12 protein-coding genes and 2 pseudogenes are annotated in these 14,299 nt (G+C 72.7%); 8 read left to right on the top strand and 6 right to left on the bottom strand.

Features of this window, described 5'->3' with window-relative positions; translation table 11 throughout:
• Nucleotides 1-263 precede the first annotated feature (263 nt).
• Both gabT and ACU6P3_RS25410 read left to right on the top strand, forming a co-directional pair.
• Complete coding sequence (gene gabT / locus ACU6P3_RS25415; protein WP_447194255.1) at nucleotides 264-1,598, top strand: 4-aminobutyrate--2-oxoglutarate transaminase; 1,335 nt, start codon at nucleotides 264-266, stop codon at nucleotides 1,596-1,598.
• A gap of 168 nt (nucleotides 1,599-1,766) precedes the next feature.
• A pseudogene (locus tag ACU6P3_RS25410) lies at nucleotides 1,767-2,552 on the top strand (phosphatase PAP2 family protein); the annotation flags it as partial.
• A gap of 55 nt (nucleotides 2,553-2,607) precedes the next feature.
• On the opposite strand, the gene ACU6P3_RS25405 reads toward ACU6P3_RS25410, so the two are convergent.
• The 4 genes from ACU6P3_RS25405 to ACU6P3_RS25390 all read right to left on the bottom strand — a co-directional run bounded on the left by ACU6P3_RS25405 (nucleotide 2,608) and on the right by ACU6P3_RS25390 (nucleotide 6,412).
• Nucleotides 2,608-3,183: a hypothetical protein gene (locus ACU6P3_RS25405; protein ID WP_447194254.1), complete on the bottom strand. Its 576-nt coding sequence runs from the start codon at nucleotides 3,181-3,183 to the stop codon at nucleotides 2,608-2,610.
• A 78-nt stretch (nucleotides 3,184-3,261) separates the two neighbouring features.
• Nucleotides 3,262-4,227, bottom strand: a complete 966-nt coding sequence (locus ACU6P3_RS25400; RefSeq protein ID WP_447194253.1) for an ABC transporter permease — start codon at nucleotides 4,225-4,227, stop codon at nucleotides 3,262-3,264.
• Nucleotides 4,224-5,198, bottom strand: coding sequence for an ABC transporter permease (locus ACU6P3_RS25395; RefSeq protein ID WP_447194252.1), 975 nt, complete (start codon nucleotides 5,196-5,198; stop codon nucleotides 4,224-4,226). The genes ACU6P3_RS25400 and ACU6P3_RS25395 overlap by 4 nt, the downstream gene beginning before the upstream one ends.
• Nucleotides 5,195-6,412: an ABC transporter ATP-binding protein gene (locus tag ACU6P3_RS25390; RefSeq protein WP_447194251.1), complete on the bottom strand. Its 1,218-nt coding sequence runs from the start codon at nucleotides 6,410-6,412 to the stop codon at nucleotides 5,195-5,197. Before ACU6P3_RS25390 ends, ACU6P3_RS25395 begins: the two co-directional genes overlap by 4 nt.
• Nucleotides 6,413-6,651: 239 nt before the next feature.
• Between ACU6P3_RS25390 and ACU6P3_RS25385 the strand changes: the two are divergent.
• From ACU6P3_RS25385 to ACU6P3_RS25375, 3 genes and pseudogenes are all read left to right on the top strand, one after another.
• A pseudogene (locus ACU6P3_RS25385) lies at nucleotides 6,652-6,795 on the top strand (hypothetical protein); the annotation flags it as partial.
• A 353-nt stretch (nucleotides 6,796-7,148) separates the two neighbouring features.
• The gene (locus ACU6P3_RS25380) at nucleotides 7,149-8,057 is read left to right on the top strand and encodes a zinc-binding dehydrogenase (protein WP_447194250.1); all 909 of its coding nucleotides are present in this window, start codon (nucleotides 7,149-7,151) and stop codon (nucleotides 8,055-8,057) included.
• Between the two features lie 70 nt (nucleotides 8,058-8,127).
• Nucleotides 8,128-9,045 (top strand): AraC family transcriptional regulator, encoded by a 918-nt coding sequence (locus ACU6P3_RS25375; protein ID WP_447194249.1) that lies wholly within the window; start codon nucleotides 8,128-8,130, stop codon nucleotides 9,043-9,045.
• Nucleotides 9,046-9,315: 270 nt separating this feature from the next.
• On the opposite strand, the gene ACU6P3_RS25370 is transcribed toward ACU6P3_RS25375, so the two are convergent.
• A complete protein-coding gene (locus ACU6P3_RS25370) occupies nucleotides 9,316-10,542 on the bottom strand; it encodes an ABC transporter substrate-binding protein (RefSeq protein ID WP_447194248.1) in 1,227 nt (408 codons plus the stop codon).
• 59 nt (nucleotides 10,543-10,601) lie between these two features.
• Here ACU6P3_RS25370 and ybiA point away from each other — a divergent pair, with 59 nt between their 5' ends.
• Nucleotides 10,602-11,210: a riboflavin biosynthesis intermediates N-glycosidase gene (ybiA, locus tag ACU6P3_RS25365; protein ID WP_447194247.1), complete on the top strand. Its 609-nt coding sequence runs from the start codon at nucleotides 10,602-10,604 to the stop codon at nucleotides 11,208-11,210.
• Between the two features lie 242 nt (nucleotides 11,211-11,452).
• Here ybiA and ACU6P3_RS25360 read toward each other — a convergent pair whose 3' ends face one another.
• Entirely contained in the window at nucleotides 11,453-12,214 is a 762-nt protein-coding gene (locus ACU6P3_RS25360) for a DUF4190 domain-containing protein (RefSeq protein ID WP_447194246.1), read from the bottom strand.
• 235 nt (nucleotides 12,215-12,449) lie between these two features.
• Here ACU6P3_RS25360 and ACU6P3_RS25355 point away from each other — a divergent pair, with 235 nt between their 5' ends.
• Nucleotides 12,450-13,484: an adenosine deaminase gene (locus tag ACU6P3_RS25355; RefSeq protein ID WP_447194245.1), complete on the top strand. Its 1,035-nt coding sequence runs from the start codon at nucleotides 12,450-12,452 to the stop codon at nucleotides 13,482-13,484.
• A gap of 83 nt (nucleotides 13,485-13,567) precedes the next feature.
• Nucleotides 13,568-14,248, top strand: coding sequence for a glycerophosphodiester phosphodiesterase (locus ACU6P3_RS25350; protein ID WP_447194244.1), 681 nt, complete (start codon nucleotides 13,568-13,570; stop codon nucleotides 14,246-14,248).
• The last annotated feature ends 51 nt before the right edge of the window (nucleotides 14,249-14,299 follow it).

The following is a 14,299-nucleotide window of genomic DNA, read 5'->3' as shown; positions in this document are numbered from 1 at the left end:
CGCGTGGTCGTACCCGTTCAATGTATGACCATGGCCACCCGTCGGGCGGCAGGTCATCGCCCCCCGCCCGTACGGGCGTTGCCCGCTCGGGGCCCTTCCCGACCGTCCCCGGCCCGCCGCGTACCCGCCGGGCCATGTCCATGGCGGACAACGACACACCCCCGAACACTCCTGAACGGCGCGTGCCCGTACCCCGTCCCCGCCCCTAGCCTGCGAGGAAAGACGCACCCGGGCCCGCCCCGGACACACCCCAGGAGCCCCTCATGAACGCAGTCCCGCAGGAGCGCCGTGTCGTCACCGCCCTCCCCGGCCCCACGTCCCAGGAGTTGCAGGCGCGCAGGACCGCCGCGGTCGCCCGCGGCGTGGGGTCCGTGATGCCCGTCTTCGCCGCCCGCGCGGGCGGCGGCATCGTCGAGGACGTGGACGGCAACCGGCTGATCGACTTCGGCTCCGGCATCGCCGTGACCTCGGTCGGCGCGAGCGCCGAGGCCGTCGTGCGCCGGGCGGCCGCCCAGCTCGCCGACTTCACCCACACCTGTTTCATGGTCACGCCCTACGAGGGGTACGTGGAGGTGTGCGAGCGGCTCGCGGAGCTGACACCGGGCGACCACGCCAAGAAGAGCGCGCTGTTCAACTCCGGTGCCGAGGCCGTCGAGAACGCCGTGAAGATCGCCCGGTCGTACACCGGGCGCCAGGCCGTCGTCGTCTTCGACCACGGCTACCACGGCCGTACGAACCTCACCATGGCGCTGACCGCGAAGAACATGCCGTACAAGAACGGCTTCGGGCCGTTCGCCCCGGAGATCTACCGGGTGCCGGTCGCCTACGGCTACCGCTGGCCGACCGGGCCCGAGAACTGTGGTCCCGAGGCGTCCGCCCAGGCCATCGACCAGATCAGCAAGCAGATCGGCGCCGAGAACGTCGCCGCGATCGTCATCGAGCCGCTGCTCGGCGAGGGCGGCTTCATCGAGCCCGCGAAGGGCTTCCTGCCTGCGCTCGCGGCGTTCGCCAGGGACAACGGGATCGTCTTCGTGGCCGACGAGATCCAGTCCGGGTTCTGCCGCACCGGCCGGTGGTTCGCGTGCGAGGACGAGGGGGTCGTCCCCGACCTGATCACCACCGCGAAGGGCATCGCGGGCGGCCTGCCGCTGGCCGCCGTCACCGGCCGCGCCGAGATCATGGACGCGGCGCACCCGGGCGGACTGGGCGGCACCTACGGCGGCAACCCGGTGGCCTGCGCCGCCGCGCTCGGCGCCATCGAGACGATGAGGGAACTGGACCTCCCCGCGAAGGCCCGGCGCATCGAGACGGTCATGAAGGGGCGGCTGTCGGCGCTGCGGGAGAAGTACGACCTCATCGGCGACGTCCGTGGCCGCGGCGCCATGATCGCCATCGAACTGGTGAAGGACCGGCGGACCAAGGAGCCCGCGCCCGAGGCGACGGCCGCGCTCGCCGCCGCGTGCCACGCGGCGGGCCTGCTGGTGCTCACCTGCGGCACGTACGGCAACGTGCTGCGCTTCCTGCCGCCCCTGGTGATCGGTGAGGACCTGCTGGAGGAGGGCCTGGACATCCTGGAGAACGCGCTGGCCGACCTCTGACCGGTCCCCGCCTCACCACGCCCCACCACCTCGCTGTGACACAACGCCCTGCCGTGGCACACCGCCCGCTCCACACCTGTCAGGGCGTGTGAAGAAGGTGTGCGAGGGCGATGGCGGGTGGCGTTCGCGGCTGTCGGGACCCTCTCGCCTCGCGTACGGTTTCCGCAGATGAGAGAAACACCCCGCTCGCAGGGGACTGCGAGCGACACCGGCGTGGAGCATCCCCAGCTCCGCTTCGGTCGTGCCTTCGCGCACACCACTGGAGCTTCGGGCTCCAGAACTCCTCACCGATCGGATGGCCGCCCGTCCCACACCCCCCGGGGCGCGCGGCACACCGGTCCTGACGGCCGCCCCGGAACTGTCCCCCCTGTTCCCGGGCGGCCGCCTTCTTTCTCCCGCTCTCCTTCCCGCACCTGTCTCGCCCGCGCGTTCGGTACGTTCGCGGTGTGCGCGGTCCTCTTCGCGGTGCTCACCTGGCAGGTCGCCGTGCGCGGTCCGCTGCTGCTCCCGGACGAGCGGGTGGAGCTCCGGCTCGCCGGCCGGGGACCACAGCCGCTGGCACAGTTCTGCGCCGACCTCGGGGGCCCGCTCGTCGCGCTGCCCGTCCTCGTCCTCGCGGTGGCGTACGCGCTGTGGCGGGGGCGGCGCGGTCCGGCCCTGGCGGTCGCGCTGGCGGCGGTCGCGGTGCCGCTCGTCGTGGTCCCGCTGAAGGTCTGGACGGACCGGCCGGGACCGCTCACCGACGCGACGGGCTACTACCCCTCGGGCCACACGGCCACGGCGATGATCGCGTACGGCGGCGCGGCGCTGCTGCTCGCTCCGTACGCGGGGTGGCGCCGCACGGTGCCCGTCGCCGTCCTCCTCACGCTGGCGACGGGCACCGGTCTGCTGCTGCGCGGCTACCACTGGCCGGTCGACGTGCTCGCGAGCGTGGCCCTGTGCGGGATGCTGCTGGTCCTCGCGGCCGTGGCGGGCTCGTATGTCCGCCCCGGCCGACCCCGCGCCTCGCTCAGCCGTCGTACCCCGCGCCGCTCCCCCGGTCCGGAACGGGGCCAGGACCCGAGCCCGGCCTCCGACCCGGCACCGGGGCCGGACCCGGCCCCCGGCCCGGCCCTCGGCTCGGGCTCCGAGCCGCCAGGCCGGCCGCCGCCTCATGCATCGCCCGCTCCAGGACCGACAGATCGGTGAGCGTGCCCGAGCCGTCCGGCGGGATCAGCCAGCGCGTCCCGCCGCATGTGCGGCCCGGGTACGGGACGGCGATCCAGGCGCCCCGGCCCACGCCCCGCACCCCCGTGCCGACCCAGCGCGCGACCGTTCCCGGCGGTACGAAGAATCCCAGGCGGGTGTCCCCGGGGCCGGCGAGCACCGGGCCGGGCCGGTCGACGAGCCGGGTGAGCACGTCCAGAGCCGGACGGCCGAGCGCGCCCGGCAGGATCAGGACGTCCCAGCGGCGTCCGGCCGGCAGGAGCGTCACCCCCGCCGGGCCGCGCTCCCACTCCGACCGGCACGCCTCGGGATCCGGGGCCGCCGACACCAGCCACTCCACCGCGCTCCTCGTCCCCGGCCCCGCCCCCGCGCCAGTCATCCGCCTGGCCTCCCTTCTGTGTCACTGTTCCGCGTCGCTGACATGTGCGTCCACGGGGGAGAGCGCGGGGGCGGCGGCTCATGACGCGACTTCGTGCCATGACTTTCGCGTGCCGGCACGGCGGTCCGCCCTCGCCCGGCGGTGGCGGCCCACCAGCTGCCCGGCGGCCACCGCCGCCACGGCCACGGCGAACATCGCCGTACCGATCACATTGACCTGCACCGGGGTGCCGCGCTGCACCGAGCCCCAGACGTACATGGGGAAGGTCACGGCCGAGCCCGCGGTGAAGTTCGTGATGACGAAGTCGTCGAAGGAGAGCGCGAAGGCCAGCAGCGCGCCCGCCGCGATCCCGGGTGCGGCGATCGGCAGGGTGACGCGCAGGAACGTCCGGACCGGCCCCGCGTAGAGATCGCGTGCGGCTTCCTCCAGTCTCGGGTCCATGGACAGGATCCGTGCCTTGACGGCCGTCACCACGAAGCTGAGGCAGAAGGTGATGTGCGCCAGGAGGACGGTCCAAAAGCCCAGGCGCACGCCCAGGTTGAGGAAGAGTGTGAGCAGCGAGGCCGCCATGACGACCTCGGGCATCGCCATCGGCAGGAAGACCAGCGCGTTGACGCCCGGCCGTCCCCTGAAACGGTGACGTGCGAGCGCGAAGGCGGCGGCGGTGCCCAGGACGGTGGCGCCGAGCGTCGCCCAGGCGGCGATCCGGAGCGAGAGCACCAGGGAGTCGCACAGGCCGGCGACCGAGCAGGGGTCGGTCCAGGCGTCGGCGGAGAAGCGCCGCCAGGTGTAGTTGAAGCGCCCGTCCGGCTTGTTGAAGGAGAACAGGAGGACGACGAGGTTGGGCAGGACCAGGTAGCACAGCGTCAGCAGGCCCACGAGGGTCACGAGGGGGGGCCTCGCCCGTCGGCGGCGTCGGCGTGGCGCCCTGCGCGGGGCGGTCGTTGCCGCGGGCGTCGCGGTGGGCCTCCGCGCCGGTGTTTGTTCGTACGTGGGCGCGGGTGAGGACGTGGGCGCGGGTGAGGACGTGGGCGTGCCGCTCATCGGACGAGGTCCTCCGTTCCGGCCCGGCGGATGTACACCGTGACCAGCAGCAGGACGACCGCCATGAGCAGGAAGGAGAGCGCGGCGGCCGTCGGGTAGTCCAGCACGCGCAGGAACTGCGACTGGATCACGTTGCCGGCCATCCTGGTGCCGGTGGAGCCCAGTAGTTCGGCGTTGATGTAGTCGCCGCTGGCCGGAATGAAGGTGAGGAGGGTGCCGGAGACGACGCCGGGGAGGGAGAGCGGGAGCGTGACCCTGCGGAAGACGGCCGGCGCGGACGCGTAGAGGTCGCGCGCGGCCTCGTGGAGCCGGACGTCCACGCGGTCCAGGGACGCGTACAACGGCAGGATCATGAACGGCAGGAAGCTGTACGTCAGCCCGCACACGACCGCCAGGGGCGTGGCCAGCACCCGGTTCCCCTCGGTCCAGCCGAGCGCGCGGGTGACGTCGAGGACATGGAGCCGGTCCAGCAGGGCGACGACCGTACCGCCGTCCGCGAGGATCGCCTTCCAGGCGAGCGTACGGATCAGGAAGCTCGTGAAGAACGGCGCGACGACGAGGACCAGCAGTGTGTGGCGCCAGCGGCCCGCCTTGACGGCGATGAGGTAGGCGAGCGGGTATCCGAGCACCAGGCACAGGAGCGTGGCGGAGCCCGCGTACAGCAGGGAGCGCGCGAACTGCGGCCAGTACGCGCCGAACGCGTCCGCGTAGGTGCGTACGTGCCAGGTGACCTCGAAGCCCTCCTCCAGGGAACCGGTCTGGAGGGACGTCGACGCCTGGTAGACCATCGGCACGAGGAAGAGGACGAGCAGCCACAGGACGGCGGGCAGGAGCAGCGCGTAAGGCAGCACCCCGCGGCGGGCGGGTCCTCCCGGCCGAGCGCGGTCGGTGGAGACCTCCGGCACGCTTCCGTCGCCCCCGGGGACCTCCGGCGCCCTCACCTCACTCCCGGAAACTTCTGTCGCGCTCATATCGCTCCCACGGTCGCGGCGGAGGGCTCGTCGCGCAGGCCGAAGGTGTGCGCGGGGTCCCAGTGCAGGACCACCGCGGCGCCGGGCCGCGGCCCTCGGTCGTGGCCCGCGTTCTGTACGTACACCTCCAGTCCGGCCCGGACGGGGCTGTCGATCACGTACTGCGTGGAGACACCCAGGAACGCGGCGTCGACGATCCGGCCGGTGACGCGATTGCGTCCGTCGGCCACCGAACCGCCGCCGCCGTCAGCGGCTCCGCCGACGCTGCCACTGCCGTTGCCACTGCCGGTGTCGTCGGCGTGCGTGAGGGAGATCTTCTCGGGGCGGACACCGATCAGGAGGGTGTCGCCGCGCGCGACGTCGCGTGGACAGCGCCCGGCGGGCACGCGGAGTGCCGTCCCGCCCGCGGTGACCGTGATCTCGTCGCCGCCTGTGGTGGCGACCGTGGCCTCGACCAGGTTTGAGTTACCGAGGAAGCCGGCGACGAAGGGGGTCCCGGGACGGTCGTAGAGCTCGGCGGGAGGGCCCACTTGCTCGACCCGGCCCGCGTTCATCACGGCGACGGTGTCGGCCAGGGCCATAGCCTCCTCCTGGTCGTGCGTGACATGGACGAAGGTGATGCCGACCTCGGTCTGGACGCGCTTGAGCTCCAGTCGCATCCGGCGGCGCAGCGCGAGGTCCAGGGCGGCGAGCGGCTCGTCCAGCAGCAGCACGCGCGGCCGGTTGATCAGCGCGCGGGCCAGGGCGACGCGCTGCTGCTGACCGCCGGAGAGCTGGTGCGGCCTGCGCCGGGCGTGGTCCCCGAGCTGGACGAGGTCGAGCATCTCGCCGACCTTGGCGCGTACGGACCTGATGCCGCGCCTGCGCAGGCCGAAGGCGACGTTCTCGTGGACGTCGAGGTGCGGGAAGAGCGCGTAGCTCTGGAAGACGGTGTTGACCGGGCGCTTGTGCGCGGGCAGGTCCGTGACGTCGTGGCCGCCGAGGAGGACCGCGCCGGTGGTGGGCTCCTCCAGTCCGGCGATCATCCGCAGGGTGGTGGTCTTGCCGCAGCCGGAGGCGCCGAGAAGGGCGAAGAAGGATCCTTGCTCCACGGTGAGGTCGAGGGGCCGGACGGCCCGGACCGTACCGTACGTCTTGCTGATCCCGGCGAGGCGGAGATCACCGGCGGCGGGTCCGGTGCCGGCTCCGGCCCGGGGGGATACGGGCTGTGTCATGGGTTCACGGTTCCTAGGTGCCGGGTCGGTCAAGGTCTGCCCAGTGGCGAGGCGTCCTGGTGCGGTCGGCCGCAAGGCGCTGAATCGGCCTCGTAGGGGGACTGCTCGGTCGGTTCGGCAACGCCGCGGACGGCCGCGCCGGGGCGGCGAGCGGGGCAAGCCTGGGCTGACGCGACACTAGAAGGCTACGATCGGTCCCTGCCGGCGCCGACCGCGAGCAGTGCGCTTACCCGGGCCTCGCGGCCTTCGGGCCCAAGGACGCCCTGTGCTTCTTCGGCCGTGAGCGCGCAACAGCCGACCTGATGATCCGCTTGTCCGAGCGGCTGCGCCGGCCCGGCCCGGCCCGGTCATGGTCATCGGCCCCTCAGGCGCACCCGGGGTGAACGGGCTGCGTCAGTCAGCGCAGTGGATGGAGCGGCGCCGAGGCAAGCACCGTCGTGCGGGGCCGGTCGCCACGCACGGCAGCTTTACCGCCCCCTACTCCGGCCGCCGGCACCCTGCTTCCGCTGCACCGGCCGTGAGACTGGTGGGCTCGCATGTTGAGGAAGTTGAGGAAGCGGAAGCGCCGACGTGGGACGCACTGACACAGATCGTCAACTGATTGATTCTCACGGGTCTGGTCACCGTCCCGGTCCTGCGTAGGGTTCCAAGAAGACGACAGGGCGGCATGTGCGGACCCGATCTGTCGCCGCGCCGAATGTTCAGGCACATCCACGAGAGAAGGAAACACACCCCTATGCGCGCCCTTGTGGTCGATCACAGCGAGGCCGGACCCGTCCGGTTCGCCGATGTCGATGAGCCCGTACCGTCCACCGGTGAGGCGTTGGTGGAGATACAGCACATCAGTCTCAACTTCGGAGAGCTGAATTACGTGCACAAGTGGCCGGCCGGCGCTGTGCACGGTCACGACGCGGCCGGCGTCGTGGTGCGCGCCGCATCCGACGGCTCGGGGCCGCCCGAAGGTACGCGCGTCGCAGTGGGAATGGCTCCCCACGCGTGGGCGGAGCGGGTGGCAGTCAGCCCCGCCTCGCTCGGCACCGTCCCCGAGGGCGTGGACCTGGCCGACGCCGCCGCGCTGGGGATAGCCGGAGTCTCCGCATTCCGGGTGCTGCGCAAGCGTTCCCTGCTGGCGCGCGACGTGCTGATCACCGGCGCCAGCGGGGGTGTGGGGCACTTCGCCGTCCAGCTGGCGGCGCTGGCGGGTGCCCGGGTGACGGCACTCGTCGGTTCGCCGGAGCGGGCCGCCGGGCTCCGTGAACTCGGCGCCGACAGGGTCCTGACGGACTTGGCCGAGACCGGGGACCGGTTCGACCTCGTCCTGGACACGGTCGGCGGCCCGCTGGTGGCCCAGGCGTGGAGTTCCCTCGCCGAGGGCGGCACCATCCACCTGGTCGGTTACTCCTCGGGGCAGGAAACCACGTTCCCGTCAGGGGCCTTGTTCGGCTTCGGTGAGCCCCGCAGCATCGCCACCTACGGCGACATGACGCCGACCGGCGGGGAGCTGACGGACCTGCTGGGCCTCATGGCCGCCGGGAGGCTCTCGGCACCGGTCGGACTTCGAGGCGACTGGCAGGACGTGCGCGACGCCGTCCAGGCGCTGTTCACGCGGAAGGTGCACGGAAAAATTGTTCTTGACGTGGCCTGAAGCTGCGGACGAGGAGACATGCGTCGTCGGCCGTCGGCGGCGGTTCGCGGCGGTGGACGAGAATGGACCCATGGATGTGCTGGCGGAGGTCTTACATGTTTCGGGTGCGCGTGGGGCGCTCGGGGTCATGCTGAAGGCCGGAGGAACCTGGGGCCTGTGGCTGGACTCCTTTCCAGGAGCGGCACTGCACGTGGTGTCCCGCGGCACCATGTGGCTCCACGTCACAGGCGAGAAACCTCTTCAGGTGCAGGCCGGAGACGCCGTCCTGGTGTCGCCGGGCACCGCACACGGGATAGCCGGCGGCGCCGACGTGACGATGGGTTCCTGCGACCGGGAAGAGGCGGCCCGAGCCATTGGCGATGGCCGGGCCCTGCGTCTGGGCTCGGCGCCGGTGCAGACGGAAGTGATCCTCCTGCACTATGAGCAGGACCCGGAGGTGCGCACACCGGTGCTTACCTCCCTCGCTCGGCCGATGCACGTCACAGCCCGGGAGAACGCGCAGCTCGGAAGGACCGTCGAACTTCTCGCTGCCGAGCTCGCACAGCCGCGGATCGGCACCACCGCCGCCATCAACAGCATCGTCGACCTTCTGCTCGTCCAGTTCGTACGCGCCTGGCTGGCCCGCCACCCGCAGGAGCAGTCCGGCTCATGGCTGGGAGCGATGCGTGATCCGGTCGTGCGCGACGCTCTGGCATGTGTCCACGCCCAACCGGGACACCCCTGGACCACGGAGACCCTGGCCGCCGCGACGAGCGTCTCCCGGGCGACGCTGTCCAGGCGTTTCCGGTCCGCCCTCGGACAGACGCCGGGCGCGTACCTGACGCAGTGGCGCATCGACCTGGCGTCCGTCCGGCTCCGCGATACCGATGAGCCGGTCGAGTCGATCTCCGGCGCGGTCGGATACGGTTCTCCGCACGCTTTCAGCCGGGCCTTCAGACGTGCCCGAGGCACTGCCCCGGGCGAGTACCGTTCTCGACTTCGCAAGTGATCCGGGCTCGGGAGAGGTCAGCACCAGTCGGGCGCCCCTCGTGCCCACATCGGCACGAGGAACTCGACGGCCTGGCCGGCGACCAGGGCCAGGATACCCACCGCACCTAGTGCCGCGACCGGCAAGGTTTGCCCCGTCGCGACGCCCGGCACGCGCGCTCGCCGCGTTGGCCACAAGCCCAGGTAGCTCCGCTACATGGACTTCTGCCCGCCTTGCGATCACACGCACCGGACGCCGCTCCTTGACGGGCAAACCCTGCCGGTCGCGGCACTAGGCGCCGATGAGCGTGGCGAACTTCTCCTCGTACGCGGCCTCCTCCGCGCCGCCGAGCGAGCGGAAGGCGTGCGAGGCGGCGGCCGTCGCCGCGTCCGGGGTGATCAGGGGGTCGTCGGCCATCGACGGGTCGATACGGGCGAGTTCGGCGCGTACGCCGTCGACCGGGCAGACGTATTTGATGTACGCGGCGAGCCGGGCCGCGACGGGCGGCCGGTAGTAGTGGTCGATGAGCTTCTCGGCGTTCGTCTGGTGCCGTGCGCCGGCGGGGACGAGCAGGTTGTCGGTGGAACTGAGGTAACCGCTCGCGGGTATGGCGTACTTGATGTCCGGATTGTCGGCGCGGAGCTGGACGACGTCCCCCGCCCAGGCGAGGCAGGCCGCGATGTCGCCGCTGTCGAGGTCGGCCGTGTAGTCGTTGCCGGTGAACCGGCGGATCTGACCGCGGTCGACGGCGCCCCGCAGCCGGGCGAGCGCCGCGTCGAAGTCCTCGTCGGTGCACACCGCCGGGTCCTTGCCGAGGTCGAGCAGGGTCATGCCGACCGTGTCGCGCATCTCGGCGAGCAGGGCCACCCGGCCGGCGAGCCGGGGATCGTCCAGCAGCTGGGAGACGGAGTCGACCGTACGGCCGCCGGTGGCCCTGGTGTTGTAGGCGATGACGGTCGCGGTACCGGTCCACGGGTAGCTGTGCGCGCGCCCCGGGTCCCAGTCGGGCGAGCGGAACCGCGCGGCCAGGTTCGCGTAGGCGTGCGGCAGGTTCGCGGGGTTCAGCGGCCGGGCCCAGCCGAGCCGGATCATGCGGGCGGCCAGCCAGTCGGTGACACAGACGAGGTCGCGTCCGGTGTCCTGCCCGGCGGCGAGCTGGGGCCGGATCTTGCCGAAGAACTCGACGTTGTCGTTGATGTCGGTGGTGTAGGCGACCTTGATGCCCGTGCGCCTGGTGAAGTCCTGGAGGGTCGGGTGGCGTCCGCCGTCCTCGCTGACGTCCATGTACTCGGTCCAGTTGGAGAAGACGACCCGCTTCTCGTCGGCCGAGTGGTCGGGGGCGGTGGGGCCGTCGCCGCCGCGCCGGGCCGGCGGGATGCCGCAGCCGGCCAGCGTGCCGAGGGGGCCGATGGCGAGCGCGCCGGCGCCGGTGGCGCGCAGCAGCGAACGCCGGGTGAGGACGGCGGCGGTCCGTGCGGACCCGGCCGGTTCGGTCACACGACGGGATCCGTCATACATGGGGCGCTCCGGGGACGGTGGCGGGGCGAGTGTCAGTGGGCGTTGGCAGACTGGGGGGCATGAGCGAGAACACGGGGGACTCCGTGCCGGACACGGAGGACGGTACGGCGGGGGCCGTGCGCACCACCGCCGCACTGGTCGAGGCGGCCGCGCGCGGCAAGCGGATCAAGTACGTGTATTTCTGGGGCCACAGGCCCCGCCCGGACGGGACGCCGGGCCCGGGCTGCCTCAGCCAGTGGTGGCCCTCGCCCTTCACCGTCGACGGGGTGACCTATCCGACGGCCGAGCACTGGATGATGGCGGCCAAGGCCCGGCTCTTCAAGGACGAGGGGGCCGAGCGGTCCGCGATCAAGGCGGGCAACCCTGCCCTCGCGAAGCGTGCGGGGCGGCTGGTGCGCGGTTTCGACGAGAGCGTCTGGGAGCGCGAGCGGTACGGGATCGTCGTGGCGGGCAGCGTCCACAAGTTCGGCCACCATCCGGAGCTGCGGTCGTTCCTGCTGGCGACGGGCGACCGGATACTCGTGGAGGCCAGCCCGACGGACCGTGTCTGGGGCATCGGCCTGGCGGCGGACGACGAACGGGCGCGGGACCCGGCGCGCTGGCGCGGCCTCAACCTGCTGGGCTTCGCGCTGATGGAGGCGCGGGAACGGCTCCGCTCCGAAGGCTGAGCCCTGGGCACGGACGGTGGAGAGGCGATGCCGGGCGGCCCACGAGATCCGGGTCCGGAGCCGGGGAGCCCCGCGGCCGAGGGCCGTGCCCGCCCGCCTGCGCCGAGGGAGCCGAACGAGCCGAGGCCCCGAGCCCCGGCCCCCGGCGGGTGACCCGCACACGACGCGAACTCCCCGCGCCTGGGCCTCGCTCCGCTCCGGCTCGGGCCGGGCATCGGTCGGTGCTCCCGTCCCGGTCCGGTTCAGCGGGCGGGACCGACCACGAGCGAGGTGGCGAAGGGGTCTTCGTCCGTGGTGTCGTAGTCGCCCTCGCCCGACGCGATGGCCCAGATCAGGAAGGCGAGGAACGCGGCACCGATGAGTGTGGCGATGGACCCCAGGACGATGCCCGCGAGCGCCATCCCGCCGTTCGTCGCCTCGCCCCGCTGGGCGCGGCGGCGGCCGATGACGCCGAAGATCAGCGCGAGGACACCGAGGACGACACCGAGGCCCCACATGCAGAACCCGACCACGCCGATGATGCCGAGGACCATCGCGGCGATCCCCATACCGTTGTTGCCCGAGTTCGCCTGCCAGCCGGGGCCGCCGTAGGCGGGGTAGCCGGTGGCGGGGTAGCCGTAGGCCGGGCCGCCCGGGCCGGCGCCGTACGGGGTCGCGGACTGCTGGGCGCCGGGCGCCGACTGCACGGGCGGCGCGGCCGGGTAGCCGTACGGGCCCGGGGCGGGCGAAGCCGGTCCGCCGGGGGCGGTCGGCGGCGGGGGGACGGAGGAGCCGGACTGCGGTGCCGCGCCCGGTATTTCCACCACGGTCGGCATGTCGTGCACGGACCCTGATCCGGAGGCCGCCCCGGATCCCGAACCCGACCCCGGCCCGGGTATGGACCCCGCTCCCGGTCCGGAGGCCGCCCCCGGGTCCGGCTTGGCCGGCTGGGCCGCGCTCCCCGGCGGCGCCCAGGGATCCTGGGGCTCGTAGCGGCCCGACGGCTGTTCTGTGTTGTCTGGCAAGTGGGCCTCCCCATCGTCGTCCCGTCATGCTACGGCCTCGGTCCGACACCGATCCGGCCCGGCCTACGATGACCTCTGCCCGAGCGGACGCCCGGTGACGGCGGTGTGTTCCGTCGCCGTAGCCGGCCCCGCGCGCCGCCTCGCACCGCCTGCGGGCTCACCGCGGCCGCTCGGACGTCCCGCACCGCCGGAGCCGTACCGGCGGGGTGTCCGCTTCCAGCATCCGGAGGTCCCGATGGCCGATCCGCAGTCCTTCACCGCGTTCATCGCGGGGCTGCCCAAGGCAGAGCTGCACGTCCACCACGTCGGCTCGGCCTCACCGCGTACGGTGGCCGCCCTCGCCGCCCGGCACCCCGACTCGCGGGTGCCGTCCGATCCCGGGGCCATCGCCGAGTACTTCACCTTCACCGACTTCGCGCACTTCATCGACGTCTACCTGTCCGTGGTCGACCTGATCCGCACGCCCGAGGACATACGGCTGCTCACGTTCGAGATCGCCCGGGACATGGCCCGGCAGAACATCCGCTACGCCGAGCTGACGGTGACCCCGTTCAGCTCCACCAGCCGGGGCATCCCCGAGCAGGGGTTCATGGAGGCGATCGAGGACGCGCGGAGGTCCGCCGAACGGGAGCTGGGGGTCGTCCTGCGCTGGTGCTTCGACATCCCGGGCGAGGCCGGGCTGGCGGCGGCCGAGGAGACCACCCGGCTCGCGCTGGACCTGCGGCCCGAGGGACTGGTCTCGTTCGGTCTGGGCGGCCCGGAGATCGGCGTTCCCCGGCCCCAGTTCAAGCCGTACTTCGACCGTGCCGTCGCCGCGGGGCTGCGGTCCGTGCCGCACGCCGGTGAGACCACCGGCCCGGAGACCATCTGGGACGCGCTGCGCGAGCTGGGCGCGGAGCGCGTCGGCCACGGCACCAGCGCCGTCCAGGACCCGGCGCTGCTGGCGCATCTGGCGGAGCACCGGATTCCGCTGGAGGTGTGCCCCACCTCCAACATCGCCACCCGCGCCGTCACGGACCTCGACGCGCACCCCGTCAAGGCGATGGCGGCGGCCGGGGTGCTGGTGACGATCAACAGCGACGACCCGCCGATGTTCGGCACGGACCTCAACCAGGAGTACGCGATCGCCGCCCGGTTGCTGGACCTGGACGAGCGGGGGCTGGCGTCCCTGGCGAAGAACGCGGTCGAGGCGTCCTTCCTCGATCAGGCGGGCAAGCGGGCGATCAGCGAGGAGATCGACGCGTACACCGACAAGTGGCTCGCGCGGTGACGGCGGCCGGCGGCCCGCCCGGCGGTCAAGGATCCGCCTGCCAAGGATCCGCCGGTCGACGGACCGGTGGCCGACGGCCCGTCGTGGCCGTCGGCCACCGCGGTGACCCCTACCGGGTCCGGGAGAACACGATCGCGTCGGTCCGGTCGGCGCGCGAACACGGCGCGGACGTGGTCGAGATCGATGTCCGGACCACCCGGGACGGTGTGCCCGTCCTGCTGCACGACTCCTCGCTGAAGCGACTGTGGGGCCATGACCGGCGGCTCACGGAACTGACTTGTCGTCAGGTAAGGGAGCTGACCGACGGCGGTGTGCCGACGCTGCGGGAGGCGCTCCGCGCGACCGACGGGGACCCGCTGATGATCGACCTCCCGGGCGCCACCGAGGAGTCGGTGCGTACGGTCGTCGGCGTCGTGCGCGAGGGCGGCGCGGCGGAGCGCGTCCGCTACTGCGCGGGCCCCGGCACGATGCTGGCCGTCCGCGCCGCCGACGGAACCGCCGAGATCGCCATGACCTGGACGACGCTCGCGCCACCGCGCCCGGCCCTGCTCGCGGCCGTCCGCCCGCGCTGGCTCAACTACCGCTTCGGGCTCATCAGCGCGGAGTCGGTGGCGCGTGATCACCGGGCCGGGCTGCTGGTCTCCGCCTGGACCGCGGACACCCGGCGTGTCATGCGACGGCTGGCCGCGCGGGGCGTGGACTCGATCACGACGAACCGGATCGACGTACTGTCCGCGCTGCTGGCCTCCGGCCGGGAGGCGTGACAGGGCGGCAGGACCCGACACGGTGGCGGGACTCGGTGACCGGGCGGCGGG

The sequence above is a fragment of the Streptomyces hebeiensis genome (genome assembly GCF_052983195.1).
Note: the sequence above shows the minus strand (reverse complement) of the source record. Positions and strands in the feature narration are given on the sequence as shown.

Bases quoted from the DNA above. Each gene is read 5' to 3' on its own strand.
- ACU6P3_RS25400 (WP_447194253.1), bottom strand. From the start codon at position 4,227: ATGAGCGGCACGCCCACGTCCTCACCCGCGCCCACGTCCTCACCCGCG.
- ACU6P3_RS25370 (WP_447194248.1), bottom strand. From the start codon at position 10,542: ATGTATGACGGATCCCGTCGTGTGACCGAACCGGCCGGGTCCGCACGG.
- ACU6P3_RS25380 (WP_447194250.1), top strand. From the start codon at position 7,149: ATGCGCGCCCTTGTGGTCGATCACAGCGAGGCCGGACCCGTCCGGTTC.
- ACU6P3_RS25355 (WP_447194245.1), top strand. From the start codon at position 12,450: ATGGCCGATCCGCAGTCCTTCACCGCGTTCATCGCGGGGCTGCCCAAG.
- ybiA (WP_447194247.1), top strand. From the start codon at position 10,602: ATGAGCGAGAACACGGGGGACTCCGTGCCGGACACGGAGGACGGTACG.
- ACU6P3_RS25405 (WP_447194254.1), bottom strand. From the start codon at position 3,183: ATGACTGGCGCGGGGGCGGGGCCGGGGACGAGGAGCGCGGTGGAGTGG.
- ACU6P3_RS25395 (WP_447194252.1), bottom strand. From the start codon at position 5,198: ATGAGCGCGACAGAAGTTTCCGGGAGTGAGGTGAGGGCGCCGGAGGTC.
- gabT (WP_447194255.1), top strand. From the start codon at position 264: ATGAACGCAGTCCCGCAGGAGCGCCGTGTCGTCACCGCCCTCCCCGGC.
- ACU6P3_RS25390 (WP_447194251.1), bottom strand. From the start codon at position 6,412: ATGACACAGCCCGTATCCCCCCGGGCCGGAGCCGGCACCGGACCCGCC.
- ACU6P3_RS25375 (WP_447194249.1), top strand. From the start codon at position 8,128: ATGGATGTGCTGGCGGAGGTCTTACATGTTTCGGGTGCGCGTGGGGCG.